The organism is Bacillus alveayuensis (assembly GCA_030812955.1).
Taxonomy (GTDB): Bacteria; Bacillota; Bacilli; order Bacillales; family Aeribacillaceae; genus Bacillus_CB; species Bacillus_CB alveayuensis.
On the sequence record JAUSTR010000003.1, the window covers coordinates 78,817 to 94,113 of the forward strand.

18 protein-coding genes are annotated in these 15,297 nt (G+C 35.6%); 7 read left to right on the plus strand and 11 right to left on the minus strand.

What is annotated here, in order from left to right; translation table 11 throughout:
• Positions 1-56: 56 nt before the first annotated feature.
• From J2S06_RS06265 to J2S06_RS06280, 4 genes are read right to left on the minus strand one after another with little or no spacing between them, the layout of a single operon-like run.
• On the minus strand, positions 57-1,250 hold the full coding sequence (locus J2S06_RS06265) for an ABC transporter permease (RefSeq protein WP_044747085.1): 1,194 nt from the start codon (positions 1,248-1,250) through the stop codon (positions 57-59).
• On the minus strand, positions 1,237-1,938 hold the full coding sequence (locus J2S06_RS06270; RefSeq protein WP_419151698.1) for an ABC transporter ATP-binding protein: 702 nt from the start codon (positions 1,936-1,938) through the stop codon (positions 1,237-1,239). The genes J2S06_RS06265 and J2S06_RS06270 overlap by 14 nt, the downstream gene beginning before the upstream one ends.
• Positions 1,935-3,053: an efflux RND transporter periplasmic adaptor subunit gene (locus J2S06_RS06275; RefSeq protein ID WP_419151699.1), complete on the minus strand. Its 1,119-nt coding sequence runs from the start codon at positions 3,051-3,053 to the stop codon at positions 1,935-1,937. The genes J2S06_RS06270 and J2S06_RS06275 overlap by 4 nt, the downstream gene beginning before the upstream one ends.
• A gap of 4 nt (positions 3,054-3,057) precedes the next feature.
• Positions 3,058-3,744, minus strand: coding sequence for a YknW family membrane protein (locus tag J2S06_RS06280; protein WP_419151700.1), 687 nt, complete (start codon positions 3,742-3,744; stop codon positions 3,058-3,060).
• A gap of 309 nt (positions 3,745-4,053) precedes the next feature.
• Here J2S06_RS06280 and J2S06_RS06285 point away from each other — a divergent pair, with 309 nt between their 5' ends.
• From J2S06_RS06285 to J2S06_RS06300, 4 genes are all read left to right on the plus strand, one after another.
• On the plus strand, positions 4,054-4,752 hold the full coding sequence (locus J2S06_RS06285) for a Crp/Fnr family transcriptional regulator (protein ID WP_419151701.1): 699 nt from the start codon (positions 4,054-4,056) through the stop codon (positions 4,750-4,752).
• 141 nt (positions 4,753-4,893) lie between these two features.
• On the plus strand, positions 4,894-5,043 hold the full coding sequence (locus J2S06_RS06290) for a hypothetical protein (protein WP_419151702.1): 150 nt from the start codon (positions 4,894-4,896) through the stop codon (positions 5,041-5,043).
• Positions 5,044-5,382: 339 nt separating this feature from the next.
• The gene (locus J2S06_RS06295; protein WP_419151703.1) at positions 5,383-5,988 is read left to right on the plus strand and encodes a hypothetical protein; all 606 of its coding nucleotides are present in this window, start codon (positions 5,383-5,385) and stop codon (positions 5,986-5,988) included.
• Positions 5,989-6,003: 15 nt separating this feature from the next.
• Positions 6,004-6,582 (plus strand): peroxiredoxin family protein, encoded by a 579-nt coding sequence (locus tag J2S06_RS06300; protein ID WP_419151704.1) that lies wholly within the window; start codon positions 6,004-6,006, stop codon positions 6,580-6,582.
• A gap of 240 nt (positions 6,583-6,822) precedes the next feature.
• On the opposite strand, the gene J2S06_RS06305 is transcribed toward J2S06_RS06300, so the two are convergent.
• Positions 6,823-7,671 (minus strand): cytochrome c oxidase assembly protein, encoded by an 849-nt coding sequence (locus J2S06_RS06305; protein ID WP_419151705.1) that lies wholly within the window; start codon positions 7,669-7,671, stop codon positions 6,823-6,825.
• A gap of 175 nt (positions 7,672-7,846) precedes the next feature.
• Between J2S06_RS06305 and trhA the strand changes: the two genes are divergently transcribed.
• Together trhA and J2S06_RS06315 are read left to right on the plus strand one after the other, a co-directional pair.
• A complete protein-coding gene (gene trhA / locus J2S06_RS06310; RefSeq protein WP_044895664.1) occupies positions 7,847-8,482 on the plus strand; it encodes a PAQR family membrane homeostasis protein TrhA in 636 nt (211 codons plus the stop codon).
• Positions 8,483-8,699: 217 nt separating this feature from the next.
• Positions 8,700-8,879, plus strand: a complete 180-nt coding sequence (locus J2S06_RS06315) for an H-type small acid-soluble spore protein (RefSeq protein WP_419151706.1) — start codon at positions 8,700-8,702, stop codon at positions 8,877-8,879.
• A gap of 40 nt (positions 8,880-8,919) precedes the next feature.
• Here the strand turns inward: J2S06_RS06315 and J2S06_RS06320 are convergent, their stop codons facing one another.
• Both J2S06_RS06320 and J2S06_RS06325 read right to left on the minus strand, forming a co-directional pair.
• A complete protein-coding gene (locus tag J2S06_RS06320) occupies positions 8,920-9,375 on the minus strand; it encodes a TlpA family protein disulfide reductase (protein WP_419151707.1) in 456 nt (151 codons plus the stop codon).
• Between the two features lie 362 nt (positions 9,376-9,737).
• Complete coding sequence (locus tag J2S06_RS06325; protein ID WP_044895661.1) at positions 9,738-10,286, minus strand: peroxiredoxin; 549 nt, start codon at positions 10,284-10,286, stop codon at positions 9,738-9,740.
• A 559-nt stretch (positions 10,287-10,845) separates the two neighbouring features.
• On the opposite strand from J2S06_RS06325, the gene J2S06_RS06330 reads away from it, so the two are divergent.
• On the plus strand, positions 10,846-11,691 hold the full coding sequence (locus J2S06_RS06330) for a mechanosensitive ion channel family protein (RefSeq protein ID WP_459077044.1): 846 nt from the start codon (positions 10,846-10,848) through the stop codon (positions 11,689-11,691).
• 249 nt (positions 11,692-11,940) lie between these two features.
• On the opposite strand, the gene J2S06_RS06335 is transcribed toward J2S06_RS06330, so the two are convergent.
• From J2S06_RS06335 to J2S06_RS06350, 4 genes are all read right to left on the minus strand, one after another.
• The gene (locus tag J2S06_RS06335) at positions 11,941-12,183 is read right to left on the minus strand and encodes a YkuS family protein (protein ID WP_419151709.1); all 243 of its coding nucleotides are present in this window, start codon (positions 12,181-12,183) and stop codon (positions 11,941-11,943) included.
• 60 nt (positions 12,184-12,243) lie between these two features.
• Complete coding sequence (locus J2S06_RS06340; RefSeq protein ID WP_419151710.1) at positions 12,244-13,368, minus strand: N-acetyldiaminopimelate deacetylase; 1,125 nt, start codon at positions 13,366-13,368, stop codon at positions 12,244-12,246.
• 78 nt (positions 13,369-13,446) lie between these two features.
• The gene (dapD, locus tag J2S06_RS06345) at positions 13,447-14,157 is read right to left on the minus strand and encodes a 2,3,4,5-tetrahydropyridine-2,6-dicarboxylate N-acetyltransferase (RefSeq protein ID WP_419151711.1); all 711 of its coding nucleotides are present in this window, start codon (positions 14,155-14,157) and stop codon (positions 13,447-13,449) included.
• Positions 14,158-14,392: 235 nt separating this feature from the next.
• A complete protein-coding gene (locus tag J2S06_RS06350; RefSeq protein ID WP_044895656.1) occupies positions 14,393-15,268 on the minus strand; it encodes a LysR family transcriptional regulator in 876 nt (291 codons plus the stop codon).
• Between the last annotated feature and the right edge of the window lie 29 nt (positions 15,269-15,297).

A 15,297-nucleotide genomic window follows, 5' to 3' on the forward strand; every position in this document is an offset into this window, starting at 1 on the left:
TCGGCCTCTTACGTATTATTTTCTGTTCTAATACCATGGCTTTCTATTGAGCTACATCACTCATAACGAAGCGACTGTATTGGATCTAATCTTGCCGCTTTGTTCGCTGGAAGCATTCCAAATAAAACCCCAATAAACATCGAGAACAGTAATCCCCCGACAACAACTTGCCATGAGATTAAAGATGGCCAGCCAGCAAACATGGATACTAATGTTGCTGCACCTGCACCTAATAAAATACCAATAATGCCGCCAATTAACGTAAGGGTAATGGATTCAATTAAAAATTGCGTTAAAATTTGGCCTTTTGTCGCTCCTAATGCTTTACGGATTCCAATTTCACGTGTCCGTTCTGTTACGGAAACAAGCATTATATTCATGACACCTATTCCGCCAACTAATAAGGAAATTCCGGCAATACTGCCAATAATAAGTGTCATAATTCTCGTTACCTGTCCAATTCCCTCTGCTATTTCTTCAAAATTAATCACTTGATACGAATCCTCTGTGTTATGCATCGTATTTAATATTTGTTCTGCTTTTTCTCCTGCAGCTTGAATCTGATCAGCACTTTTTGCTTGAAGTGTTACTTGATTATAGCTATTGACACCGAAAGCATTCCGATATGTGTTCCAAGGCAAATAAATCTCCAAACCCCCGAAGGCAAATAACCCTGTTGCTTTTTCTAGAACACCGATTATTTCAATTGGTTGCCCGTTGACCCATACAATTTCACCGATCGGTTCTTGATCTTTGAAAAAGTCCTCGCTCATTTGATGACTAATAATCCCAACGCGGCGTCCGCCTAAAAAATCCGCTTCCGTAAAGGTACGGCCTTTATGAATATGAAATTCGTTTACTTCAGGATAAGCAGCATTAATGCCAAAAACCGTTGTATCCGTCGTTTCTTCTTGGTAACGGGTCTCATACATATTCGAACTTGTTGCTACAACATTTTTAATTTCTGGAATATTTTTTAATGCTTGAATATCCTCTTGTGTAAATGGATCCATCATATACGCGTTTGGATTTGCTTTTAACTCTTCCTCACTCGGTTGATAAAATACCTCAATCGTATTTCCAGCACCTGTTATTTGCGACTTTAACATTTGCTCTCCACCTTGCCCAATCGCAACGACGACAATTACGGAAGCGACACCGATTATTATTCCGAGCATCGTCAATAAAGACCTTAGTTTATGTGCCATAACAGAGGAAAGAGCCATCCGAAAATTTTCAATAAGACTCATGGATGTCCCCCTCCCCTCCAGTTTCAACATTTGTGATCATCCCATCACGAACAAAAATGACACGCTTAGCATAATCGGCTACCTCCTGCTCGTGTGTCACAACGACAACAGTCGTTCCTTCTTGATTAAGCTCTGTAAACTGCTCCATGATTGCAAAGCTTGTTTTCGTATCAAGGGCTCCTGTTGGTTCATCAGCTAAAATTAATTTCGGATGATTAACAATCGCTCTAGCAATCGCTACCCTTTGTTTTTGACCCCCTGATAATTCATTTGGCATATGGTGCATTCTATCAGAAAGACCAACTTTTTCTAATGCTTCTTTAGCTCTCTGCTCTCGTTCCTTTTTGCCAATACCTGCATAAATCATTGGAAGCTCAACATTTTTTAATGCATTAAGCCTCGGCAAGAGCTGAAATTGTTGAAAGACAAACCCAATCGCTACATTACGAATTTTTGCTAATTGCTGATCTTTGTAAGTGGATATATCTTCTCCATCAAATAAATACGTGCCGCTTGTCGGACGGTCTAAACAACCAATAATATTCATTAAAGTAGACTTACCTGATCCAGAAGGTCCCATAATGGCAACAAATTCACCATCATTGATTTCTAAATGAATATTTTTTAATATATCAATTGATTCCTTCCCAATTTGATAACTTTTCGTAATGCCGATTAATTCGATCATTGAATCGTCACTTCCATACCAGCTTTTAATTGATCAGGTGGATGAACGATCACCTTATCTTCCTTCGTTAAACCGTTTTTAACTTCCATAAATTGATCATCTGAGGTCCCGACCTTTATTTCTTTTTTCACCGTTTTTCCATTTTCTACGACATATACGAAATGGGTATCATCTTCTTGTTGAATGGCCTCAAGTGGAATGGCCTTTACTTTTTTACGTTCTGTTTCAATTTCCATAATCATTTGAAAGCCTGGCTTTACAGGAATATTCTGATTATCTTCTATGACGACTTCTATTGGGTATTGAACGGCTCCGCTGTTTTGCGTCATTGGGTCCGTATCTTCAGGTAAAAAGGCGATTTTGGAAACTTTTCCTTTCCACTTTTGATCAGGCATGACATCTGATTTTAATGTAACTGGTTGATTTTCTTGAACCTTTAAAGTGTCATATTCAGAAATCACACCCGTTACTTTAAATTGGTTTAAACTGCCAATATGTATCAATACTTGTGGTTCAGCTCCGCTGCTTAAAGCATCTTTATTAATTTGAATGACGACACCGTCCATTTCACTTTTAACTTCTAACTCCGCTAGTTTTTTTTCAATCGTATTTTTTTGTAAAATGTTTTGTTTTAATTCTATGTTGGCCATTTTCAGTTCCATTTCTAATTGACTTTTTTCTGATTTTATTTGCTTTTCCGCTTCCTCTTTGCCAATCTCCTTCTCTAAATCTTTTTCTTTTTTCTCTATATCATTTATTTGGTCTTTGATTTGATTAATTCGTAAATAATTAGATTCAATGGCTAATTGATTTTGCTCTTTTTCAAGTTCGAGCTGTTCGTTTTCATATTTTACTAGCGTAGTCCCTTTTTTAATTTCTTCTCCCTCTTTAACAAGAATTTCTTTTACTTCTCCTAATTGCGGATCGACAAAAACTTTTTGTTCATTTGCTAAATGAAGGGTACCGGGAATCATGACATTCCCGGTTATTTCTCGTTCCGTAAGCTGTGTTGTTTTCACTGAAACACTTTTCGCTGTAGAAGCACGATAAACCCCAACACCGACAAAGATGGCAAGAACCGTAACAATCGTAATCCCAATCCAAATCTTTTTCATAGATTTATGCTCCCATCATTCCTTGAGTAAAACCGCTGATCATCATAAAGATGGCTCCAATAATGAAGAAAATAATTGCAATCGTCCAAGAAGCACCAGTTGAAAGCTTACCAACCTTATGTAATCCGATTGCAGATAGAACCGTCGTCCAAATGCCAAACACTTCAATATAAGATAATAAAGCTCCAGTAGCTCCTTCAGCACCTATTAAACTATTTAAACTCGTAAAGGACATGTTTTCAAAATTTGTTCCCACGAAATATCCGATAATGGCATTTAGTAATAAACCAATGCCTGTAATAATGGATATATACGTTGTCATGGAAAATAACTGTTTAAATTTCGCACCAGTACCAGCAATTTTCGTAATCGCTAAATAGATAAGAGTAGAAATAAGAATGATAATTGGCGGTGAAATAATTCCCCCAATAATCATGGACGTTTTAGAAAATCCTGCAATCATCTCTGCTTCCTCTTGACTGAGGCCTTGATTCATTCCCATTTGTACAAAATCAGCATTCGCCACGGATATGATCGTTGTCAGCACGGCAAGTACGATGACAAATAATAATGGCATAAGTACTTTCGGTTTTTCCCGGATCCGTTCAAACGTCTCTCCAGGCTTCGTAATAATTCCTAATAATGATGGCTTTTCGCTAATTGGTTGATTCGTATTTACTTGCTGTTCCACTTTTTTTCCCTCCCAAATTTTTGTTTCAACTAATAATACGCTTTGAATAAGAAAAAAGTTTCATAATTTCCATAAATTTTTACAATCTTTTCATTAAATTTACATTCACATTTTTTATCAATTGATGAGATTCATTTGACCTTTTGATCCTTTTTCTTACAAACTAAAAAATAACTATACGAAAATGACATTTTTGTGAAAATGGAATCATCATTGTTCGTTCCTGAATCGAGATTGTTCACCTTTTCACATTTTTTTGTTATAATGAGGGAAAATATGTATCCCTATTAAGAAAGGGGGCATTTTTTCGTGCAAACAACAACCTCTCGATCATATCATTTTCCTGTTCTTGATTTATTATCATTAAGTGATGTGGTAAAAACCGTACGAAAAGGTGACTATCTTTTTTATGAAGGAATGGATGCCGAAGAATTGTACGTCATTCGTTCCGGCCTTATTCAGATAAGTAAAATTACGGTTGACGGAAAAGAACTTTGTCTTAGAGTTTGTCAAACGAACGATTTAGTTGGAGAGCTTTCACTGTTTACGAATCATTCACAGTATATGTTAAACGCAAAAGCGTTAATGGACAGTGAAGTTGTCGTCATTTCAAAAACTCGCTTAGAAGAAGCACTTTATCAAAACCCGACACTGAATTATGAATTTATGAAATGGATGAGTGAACAATTTCGCCGTACGTTTACAAAATTTAGAGATCTCCTCTTATATGGTAAAAAGGGGGCTCTTTACTCAACGTTAATCCGCCTGTCCAATAGTTATGGAATTCAAACAGATGAAGGAATTTTTATTAATTTATCCTTAACAAATCAGCAGCTTGCTAATTTTTGCGGATCAACTCGGGAAAGTATTAATCGCATGCTAAGTGAATTAAGAAGAAAAAAAATTATATCCTTTTCTGATGGGAAAATGGTTATTCATGATATTGATTATTTAAAAAAAGAAATTAATTGCGAAAACTGTCCAGCAACTATCTGTCGTATCGAATAATGATAAGCTGATAGTTGATCGTAATGAAAAGGACTGGCTCCGGTAAGCAACCTTCCTCTAAATGAATATGGAAGGAATGTTGCTTTTATTTTTTTTCTGCTTGAAAAGTGGTCACTTCATCGTCAGGCATTACTTTTAAGAATGAGAAAAACCGAGAAATTATTCCATGAAACCGAGAGATTTTTCGTCGAAACCGAGAGATTTTTCGTCGAAACCGAGAGATTTTTCGCTGAAACCGAGAGATTTTTCGCCGAAACCGAGAGATTGCTCCCCCATAAACGTTATTTGTGAAAACGTTGTTTCATCCTATCAAGTTGTCCTTTGAATAATGAAGAAAAAGTCATCTTCGTCCATTGTATCGGCCAATAGGGAAATGACATAATTTTAAATTAATGGCTTTTTTTTCTTATTTTTTCTTCCATAATGACGTACAAGCCATTTTACATTTCGAGAAAAATCAAAACATGTATCATAGACAAATTCATGTAAGATTACTTGAATAAAATACGTCAAAGCAGGCATAAAAATATAGTTCGTTACAAATCTCTTATAATATAATATGATAGATGTACACAAAGTTTACATACTCTATTTTCTGATCATAATTTTACGTGAAAATGGTGAAAAACAATGACTTACTTACAATTTGGAAACATAACGATTCCTACTGTGTGGCTTGCATCTATCATTTCTCTCTTTCTTGCTGCTTCATATTCCAAACTATTATTACGTCAAAATGCAGGCGATTGGTATTGGAATGCTTTCTTTCTTTATTTAATTGTATGGAAACTTAGCTATATTTTCTTTCATTTCAAATTGTTTTTGGATATGCCCCTTTCCATCTTATACTTTAACGGTGGGATAAAAGGCCATTTTTTGGCATTAGCCTCTCTCTCTTTTTATCTTCTAAAGATTGCTAAGAAAAAACATCCTTCTCTTTCTTTAGAAGGAGCAAATATATTTCTGCTATTTTTTATTAGCTATGAAGTCACGATTAATATTTTGGAAAAAAATGTATTAGAGGCATCTGCTCACTTCATCGTTTTTTCTAGCTATTTGTTCTTGCTTTTATTTTTCAAAAAGAACAATATCTTTCTTTCTAAACAAATATTTTTGATCATACTATTAATTGAGCTGTTTTTATTAAGCATCTTTGATCGTTTCTTAACGATAGAAACATGGACTTTTATTTGGGTAGGGTTTACGATTTTTAATCTTTTTGAAAAAGAACGATAAGGGGGAGCAAAAAACTTGAAAAAAAACGTTTTATCGATCGCTATTTTAGGACTAGCTATTGCGATTGTTATCGTGAATTTTTGGAAATCAAATAATATAGAGGAAAGTGAAGACTATTCTCAAGAAATAACAGTAAGTGAAAACATCCCAGGTGTAGATCTATCCGAAGTGGAAGAAGGAAAGCCTGCACCGGACTTTAAATTAACAACTTTAGAAGGCAGAGTCGTTAAACTTTCAGATTTTAAAGGAAAAAAAGTCATTTTAAATTTTTGGGCTACTTGGTGCCCTCCTTGTAAGGCTGAGATGCCACATCTTGAAAATTTTTATAACAAATATCACGACAAAGGGATTGAAATCTTAGCTGTAAACTTGACTAATATGGAGAAAGGCGAGGAGAACATCAAATCCTTTGTGAAGGATTATGGACTTACTTTCCCTATTCTCCTTGATGTAGACGGTTCAGTTGGCCTAAAATACCAAGCTTTCACGATTCCAACAAGCTATATTATTGATTCAAAAGGTGTCATTACGAAGAAAATCGTCGGTCCAATGGATGAAAACATGATGACAAGCTTAACAAAGGACATTGATTAAAAAATTATCCATACTTAAAAACCTGATACAAGCAATTTCTTCTCCATCTATTCAAAAAAATCGAGAGGCTGTCCGAAAAGTGGTTTTTCAGTTTGAGCATTAAAAAATCAAAACCCAAGAATGCTGTTATATCAACATTCTCGGGTTTTTAATTTGCAAACATAAACACTAAAATGGACTTTTTAGACAGCCCCTATTTTTGTGTATTTTTTGAATAACGACCAGCACTTATTTACACATCTACATTGATAAAATCTGCCGTTTGTTTTTATTGTATTGAAAAATCAGTGTTAAATAAATCACCGCCACACTGATTAACAAAACGATCGCACCATACTTTTGCTCATGAACAGGTGAATATGGCAATAACCTTTCGAGAAGATTGGCTGGAAGCGAGTCCATTGATACACCTATTGGTAAACATAACGCAACAGCTGAAATTAACAAGTCTGGATCTGAATAAATGGAATAAAAACTTGTTGATGAAAAAAGGTAAACAGCCGCCATTGGTAAAAATAGACATACATTCCCTATTACATAAAATCCAAGTGGCTTTTTGTTTTCCTCTTTCAATTTTTGAATAGGTGGAAATATCGGCCACCATAATAAAAAAGCCGCAATACATAACGTAAAAATCGAGACATAATTCCAAATATAATGACTTCTGACAAAATTAAAAACAATTGGAAGATGATAAATATTCCATAATAGATGAAAGGTTATCATTCCAACAAGCGGTTTAGAAAACGAATGAAAAAGCTTTTGCCAGAAAGGAACTAGATACAAGCAATCTAGTACTTTCGTTTTAAAGCCAATTAACAAAAGAGGGATGGATATGAACAAAATCAACACCATTTGTATCATATGAGCACGGAAAATTAAACGACCTAGCATATTTAGCGGACTTCCTAAGGCAATAAAAAATACGATAGCACCTAAGAGAAAAAAATAAGTGTGCCCTTTCGTATGTTCCTTTGATGCAGGCAATAAAAACAAATATAAAACGATTGCTAATAGCACTAAAAATAACACACCAAAATTCCATAAAACATGGTAACTAAAATTACTTAAAACATTGAACATGTCCATTTACAGCTCTTCCTTTCGTTTTTTCTATTGTAAAACAAAGGAAGGATCGTATCTGTGACATTTATCACAAAACGACACCAACAAAAAGACACAGCAAATTTCATTTATTTGTTATCTCTTATGAAATGAATAAAGGTATAATAGTGATATGTTTATTTGAAAGGATTTGATCAAATTGGCCATGACCCATACCTTCCCTAAGAATGAAGAGATCGCCAATGCTATTACACATGGAATTGGGTTTTTGTTAAGTATTGCTGCTCTCGTTTTACTGATCATCAATGCCGTTAATATTGGATCTATTTGGTATATCGTAAGCTTTTCCGTTTATGGAGGAACCATGATTTTACTTTTTCTATCTTCTACACTTGTTCATAGTTTCCCGAAAGGAAAAGCAAAAGACTTGTTTGAAATATTTGATCATTCTGCTATTTATTTGTTTATAGCGGGAACGTATACACCAATCGTATTGACCGTGTTACGTGGACCGTTAGGATGGACAATATTTGCGATTGTTTGGACATTAGCCATTGCCGGGGTTATTTTTAAAGTGTTTTTTGTAAAAAAATTTTTATATACCTCAACCTTTATCTATATTTTGATGGGCTGGCTCGTTGTTTTTGCATGGAAGCCGCTAACTATTAGTCTGCCATCGAATTGTTTATATTTTCTAGTCATTGGCGGTATTTTCTATACATTTGGAACTATATTTTACATTTGGAGAAGCTTTCCTTACCACCATGCTGTTTGGCACATGTTTGTTATTGCTGGATCGATTTTTCACTTCTTTGCTATCGTCAATATAGCTTGATGAGATTTTTTTAAATTTATCGCTCTTTTCTAAAAGATTGTTGCTTTACTAAACAGCTTTTCGCTGTCAGGTAAGCGATACATCTGCAATGTCACGCTATGAAAAGTAATTAAGAAAACATCCAAAATTATATTTACTATCGATATAAGAATAAAGGGATAAATATTAAAAAATGTCACATATTAAAAAAAAGAATGAAATTAAGGAGGAAAGGACAATGAATGTTACAAGAGCGAAAGAAATATTACAATCACCGACAATCATACCGGTCACCTATCAAGGAAAGGAAATTATCATTCAAAACGTCGATGAAGATACGAAGACAGCAAGAGTTTATTTTAAGGAAAACCGTGAAGAAGAACGCACTGTACCCATTTCATCACTTATCGAGCATTAAGAAAGCTCTGCCTTTGTGCAGAGCTTTTTAGATGTTATCTTCATTCTTTGTTTTCCGTTTCATTTAATACACGGTTCACTCGTTTTTCTAACATTTTCATCCCGCTTGCACCTGCTTGGAAGTGACGAAGCTTCCCATCTTTATCAAATACATAATAGGCAGGTACATATTGATTTTCAAATGCATCGGTTAATTTATGTTCACTATCCACAAAAATCGGTTGTGTAATCCCGTGTTCCTCAGCCACTTTTTTAATTTCATCTAAATCTAAGTCGTTCTCTGATCTCGGCATATGAACAGCTACAACATTTAATTTATCTTTATATTGATCACGAAATTCGTTAACTTTCGGCATCGCTTCTTTACATAAGTGGCAGCTAATTGACCAAAAATGAATTAAAGTAGGTTTTTCTCCAACTAGCTCTTCTTTTGTTACTTCACCATTAATCCATGCAGTAGCACCCGTTAATTCTGGCATGGGTTCACGTAATTTCATATTGATCCCTCCAAAAAGATTCTCGTATTGTCAAAAGTTTTTTAATAAAAACCGGTAAAACTCTTGGTATTAATGGACATGTGGGTAAAAAACGTTCTCCCCCCTTTAGGAGAGAAATTCTGACTGCATCTTCCACCGAGGCTTTACATTGAGTGACGAGTATGATAGGCTATAAAGCCTTACGCAACAAGGATTGGCTGCGTCTTTGCGTAAAGAATCATGCTCGTGGAGGCTCAATGCCAAGCCTTCAATATTCGAAGAGTTTTCATATTTCTTTTGACACTACCAAGATTCTCGATTTTATCATGTCCTAAAAAAGGCCTAACGAACCCGTTAGGCCTTACTGTTTGATTAAAATATTTTTAAACGTTTAAAGTTTCTTGACCTGGCTTCCAGTTTGCTGGGCAAAGTCCACCAGTTTGCAGAGCTTGAAGAACACGTAATACTTCATCAACGTCACGACCGATGTTGTTATGGTGAACAACTTGGTACATTAATTCACCCTCAGGGTTAATGATGAATAAACCGCGAAGTGCAATACCTTCTTCTTCAATTAATACACCATAGTCACGAGAAACGACATGGTTAGTGTCTGCCGCTAATGGATATTTTAATTGGCCAAGACCGTTGTCTTTACGGTCCGTGTTGATCCATGCTAAGTGAGTGTGGATTGTGTCAGTTGATACGCCAATTACTTCTGCATCAAGATCTTCAAACTCATCATAACGGTCAGAAAGTGCGATAATTTCAGTTGGACATACGAATGTGAAGTCCATTGGATAGAAGAAAAGTACAGTCCATTTACCGTTTTTCATGTTTTCTTCTAAGCTAACTTTACCAAATTCTTTGTTTGGTAAAACCGCATCCATTTCAAAACGTGGAGCTTGCTTTGCAACCATACGTTCTGCCATATGTATCCCTCCATAATAAATTTTTATTTGACAAAGGAATCAGAGTGACTCCTTTAATCAACAAAGAATGAGAAAAATGACGTCATTTTCTCAATAAATCTTTCCAATACTCATACTAAATTAATTATAATTGACAATATTTTTTTAGTCAATGTAAAGTAATAATTAATTTAAATAAATTGTTTAAAGGAAATAAAAGAAATGAACAATTTTATTATCCCATAATCTTACTTTTTCATTAAATTTTCATGACAAACCATGAAATCGTCTTTTTCTATGTTAAACTTGCTTCTGTAATATTAGTTTAACATTTCTTTTAAAAGTTACCAAACGATTGGATTTATTTTTTAGGTTTTTTAACAGATTGTTGCTTTACTATAGCTTTTCGACTGTCACTTGCTAGAGACATGCTTGTTATGACACGCTATAGCATGTTGTGAACTGAACAAAAGTTTATGGACAGACAACTGTAATTTGTCCGATCACGTGCTTTGTTCGGTTCATAGGCAGTCGAAAAGCAATAAAGTTTACGAAATCAGCTTTTTTTATAGAAAGGATGATGATAATGGATTGGCTTGAAAGCATTGATTGGGGTGGACTTGCCACAAAAGCGGGTATTATCATTTTAAAGCTAATCGCCATTTATATTGTTTATTTAGTCGTAAAGTCAATCGGCACGAAAGTAATCGAAAGGGCGTTCGATCGATTGCAAAATCGAGATCAAATATCGAATGGAAGAGCCCTTACCTTACAAACACTTTCATTAAACTTATTTTCTTATGTGTTAATTTTCATTTATGTCGTAACCGTTTTTCAAGTGTTTGGATATAATGTAACCGCACTTTTAGCTGGAGCTGGAGTTGTTGGTTTGGCAATCGGTTTTGGCGCCCAAGGACTTGTAAGTGATGTTGTAACAGGATTTTTTCTCCTATTAGAAAAGCAAATCGATGTAGGTGATTATGTTACGACTGGTGGTTATTCTGGAATCGTTGAGGCTGTTGGTTTACGAACAACACAAATTCGCGGCTTTGATGGAACACTTCATTACGTACCAAACCGGGAAATCGTTGGCTTAAGCAACCATTCACGCGGAAATATGCGAGCACTTGTTGATATAAGCATTGCTTACAGTGAAGATATTGATCAAGCGATTACCGTTTTACAGGAGGCTTGTGATCAATTAGCCACTACTAATGATGCTATTGTAGAAGGTCCGAATGTGCTTGGGGTTCAAACATTAGGAGCCTCTGATGTTGTGATTCGTGTTTTGGCGAAGACGAAAAATATGGAGCAATGGAATGTAGAACGGGAATTACGTAAAGTGCTAAAAGAAGCGCTAGATCAGCACGGAATTGAAATCCCATTCCCACATCAAGTGATGATTCATAAAAATGAAGAAGGGTGACGCCTTTTCCTCTTTCTTTTTTTATAAACGTGTTGCTTTTGAATACCTAACCGATCATGAGATGATAGAAGAATCGACGAATCAGTAATTGACTTATTTTTTATCTTAAAAGCAGCAACTATAACAAAAGGATTAATAAATAAAACTGCCGCAAAATATCAGGCTATTACACAAGCTGAGTTTAATTTCCTTTGCATAAATAAGAAGAGCCTAAATGGACTCTTCTTATTACCCACTACTATAAGAGGTTTATTTTAATTTCCGTTCTACCTGCTGACAAACTTGATCAGCGCTCATGCCTCTAGCATTAATCACTGAAGCTTCAGAGACAATATTTTGAATCCCCATCACATTTTCATCTTGTCCCGTAATAACACAGCAGTCGCAGCCTTGTGCATCATTTTCTTGTCTGAGCGTTACGACTTCATGACCTCTTTCACGCAATGCAGCTTGAACTTGAGTTAATGATTGTTCAACACCAATTTTCGCCATTTTTTCATCCCACCTCCTAACAGTAATTTGTCACATGGAGATGGGAATTATGCTCTTTTTTTAATTTCCTTTCCAAGAAATATACTGGCATAATAAGTCAACCGCTACTTTAATGGCGTTTTCATTTGGATTTAGTTTGGCATGATGTAAGCCAAATGGAGAGTCGACTCCTAACCAAAACATAAATCCAGGAATTTCTTTTAACATATAGCCAAAATCTTCGCCAGTCATTTGCTCTGTACATTGTTTTACGATGATATTTGTTTCTTTTTCAACGAAGGACATAAATTCTCGTGTTCGCTCTTCTTCATTCCAAACTTGATAGTACATGGCGCCATAATCAATCATCGCTTCACATTGGTATCCTGCTTCAATTCCTTTTACTAAGGCCTCAATTCTTTCTTTTACTTTTTTCATCGATTGTACAGATAAGGTCCGAATCGTTCCTTCTAACCGAGCCCTTTCAGCAATAATATTTTGAACCGTTCCACTTGTTATTTTCCCAATAGTCACGACTGCACTATCTAATGGATCAATATTTCTCGATACAATCGACTGAAGCTGGGTTACTAGCATAGAAGCGGCTACAACCATATCATTTGTTTGATGTGGAAAAGCAGCATGCCCGCCTTTTCCCTTTAAATCGATAAATAATTCCGATGTATTTGCAAATAATAACCCTGGTTTTGTCGCAATCGTTCCGACTGGGAGCTCTGGGGCAATATGCAAGGCAAAAATAAAATCCGGATTCCATTCCTTCATGATGTCACTTTGTAGCATAGGCTCTGCTCCGCCAGGTCCTTCTTCAGCAGGCTGGAATATAAATAATAGATCGTCACAAATGGGATTATGAACAAAATAAGTTAAAACTCCTAATGCAATCGTCATATGAAAATCGTGGCCGCATGCATGCATATTTCCTTCGTGCTCTGAGCGAAAATCAAGTCCCGTCTCTTCTTCAATCGGTAAGCCATCCATATCGGCACGATATGCGATCATTTGTTTTGGGTTTACTCCATTTATTTTGACAAAAATTCCTGTTTTCCACTTCTTAACTTCGAGCCTTTCTTGCGGTAAAGATGATATGTATTGAAGTAAATATTGTTGGGTCTTAAATTCTTGAAATCCTAATTCCGGGATTCGATGTAAATCTCGTCGAATCGTTATTAGCTCATCGAAATTCAAATTCATCACCACCTACTGTTTAAGTAAACCTCACTTTTAAAAATGAAGCTTGCCGACATATCGACAAGCTCCATTTCATTATAATTGACGTAATTCTTGTTTAATTTCCGTTTTCGCCTTCGTTTTTTCATCAATGTCTTTAATTTTACGTGCAGGTGTTCCTGCAACAACTGTATACGGTTCAACATCTTCGACAACGACAGCACCAGCAGCAACAACCGCTCCTTTTCCAACAGTTACTCCTTCTAAAATAACTGCATTAGCACCAACAACGACGTCATCCTCAATGACAACTGGTTTAGCGGAAGGTGGCTCAATGACACCTGCAAGAACAGCACCAGCTCCGATATGGCAGTTTTTTCCTACTGTCGCACGTCCACCTAAGACCGCGTTCATATCAATCATCGTTCCTTCCCCAATAACAGCACCAATATTGATCATAGCTCCCATCATAATAACGGCATTGTCACCAATTTCTACTTGATCACGAATAATTGCCCCTGGTTCAATACGAGCTTTAATCCCTTTTAAATCTAATAACGGAATTGCTGAGTTGCGGCGGTCATTTTCAACGACATAATCTTCAATTTTTGCTTGATTTTCTTCTAATGCTTTCGAAATTTCTTCCCATTCACCAAAGACAATACCTGAATTTCCTGTTATAAAAGTTTTCGCATTTGCACCAAAATCGATGCCTTCTAAATCACCTTTCATATAAACTTTTACAGGTGTTGATTTTTTACTATTTTGAATAAAAGAAATAATTTCATTGGCATCCATCATTTTCATATGTATAAACTCCTCTCTTTCAGTTTCTTTTATAGAATCCATAGAAGCATAGCCATGAAATAGAAAATGCATGAAAACGATCCTTTGCAAGGGTGTATCCCTAAATTGATCGTTTCACTTTATACCTTTACTCTATCAAAGAAAGGTTTCTTTTGACAAGCTTTACATGGAAATAAGGAAGCGTGATGACTTTTTGCTTATTTATACCTGCTTTTTACTGATCTTTAAAGTTCATTTAAAATTCACCAGAATGTTTTTTGACAACGTGTAAAAACCCTTGTACATGCTTTAATTGAAAGGAAGCCTCTGTCCCTAGCAACCACGTGTCTCGTTTAATTGCGTTCCCATTTTCATCAAGAAGTGGGATTTTAAAAATATGATGATCATGATCTAAAAGCGTTACCGATGGCAAAATAGCAAAACCGATGCCATTAAAGGCCATTTGCTTGCAAGTTTCAATTTGATCAACTACAATCGTTCTCTTCGGAAATACTTTAAATTGTCTATGCCACCAATCTTGAATCTCTTGATAGTAGGTGGAATCACTTTTAAACTGGATAAATGGTCGTTCTGTATGAATGAGGTCTTCAAGTTTATTAATTTCCGTATCAACTAAATAGAGGGTATCTGATAATAAATGCTGCTTGATCCCTTTCCATTCTGGATTGCCTCGAATAATGCCAATATGAATATCCTCTTCATACATACATTTTAGCATTTCACTCGACCAGCCAGTAATAAGCGAGATTTTCACTTGAGGATATAGTTGGACATAATCCTTTAAAACTTTTGGAAGCCAATGTTGGCCAATAATTGAAGCGACAGCAAGCTTTAATGTCCCGTAAACCTCACCTTCCATTTGCGAAATTTCTTCGCGAAGTTTTTCTTCCTTTGCTACCATTTCTTTGGCAAATTGAATGACCTTTTCCCCAGCAGGTGTTAATGTAAGACCTTTTTGTGATCTTAAAAAAATTTTAAAGCCCCATGACTTTTCGATCGATTGAAGACGTTGTGATAAGGCAGGTTGTGAAACAAACAATCGTTCTGCTGCTTTGCGCATATTCATTTCCTCTGCCAACGTAACAAGCATTTGTAATTCAGATATTTGCATCACTATCACCCAATTCATAAGTTATGCTT

Bases quoted from the DNA above. Each gene is read 5' to 3' on its own strand.
- J2S06_RS06265 (WP_044747085.1), bottom strand. From the start codon at position 1,250: ATGAGTCTTATTGAAAATTTTCGGATGGCTCTTTCCTCTGTTATGGCA.
- J2S06_RS06270 (WP_419151698.1), bottom strand. From the start codon at position 1,938: ATGATCGAATTAATCGGCATTACGAAAAGTTATCAAATTGGGAAGGAA.
- J2S06_RS06275 (WP_419151699.1), bottom strand. From the start codon at position 3,053: ATGAAAAAGATTTGGATTGGGATTACGATTGTTACGGTTCTTGCCATC.
- J2S06_RS06290 (WP_419151702.1), top strand. From the start codon at position 4,894: ATGAGAAAAACCGAGAAATTATTCCATGAAACCGAGAGATTTTTCGTC.
- J2S06_RS06295 (WP_419151703.1), top strand. From the start codon at position 5,383: ATGACTTACTTACAATTTGGAAACATAACGATTCCTACTGTGTGGCTT.
- J2S06_RS06305 (WP_419151705.1), bottom strand. From the start codon at position 7,671: ATGGACATGTTCAATGTTTTAAGTAATTTTAGTTACCATGTTTTATGG.
- J2S06_RS06315 (WP_419151706.1), top strand. From the start codon at position 8,700: ATGAATGTTACAAGAGCGAAAGAAATATTACAATCACCGACAATCATA.
- J2S06_RS06320 (WP_419151707.1), bottom strand. From the start codon at position 9,375: ATGAAATTACGTGAACCCATGCCAGAATTAACGGGTGCTACTGCATGG.
- J2S06_RS06325 (WP_044895661.1), bottom strand. From the start codon at position 10,286: ATGGCAGAACGTATGGTTGCAAAGCAAGCTCCACGTTTTGAAATGGAT.
- J2S06_RS06330 (WP_459077044.1), top strand. From the start codon at position 10,846: ATGATAATGGATTGGCTTGAAAGCATTGATTGGGGTGGACTTGCCACA.
- J2S06_RS06335 (WP_419151709.1), bottom strand. From the start codon at position 12,183: ATGGCGAAAATTGGTGTTGAACAATCATTAACTCAAGTTCAAGCTGCA.
- dapD (WP_419151711.1), bottom strand. From the start codon at position 14,157: ATGAAAATGATGGATGCCAATGAAATTATTTCTTTTATTCAAAATAGT.
- J2S06_RS06350 (WP_044895656.1), bottom strand. From the start codon at position 15,268: ATGCAAATATCTGAATTACAAATGCTTGTTACGTTGGCAGAGGAAATG.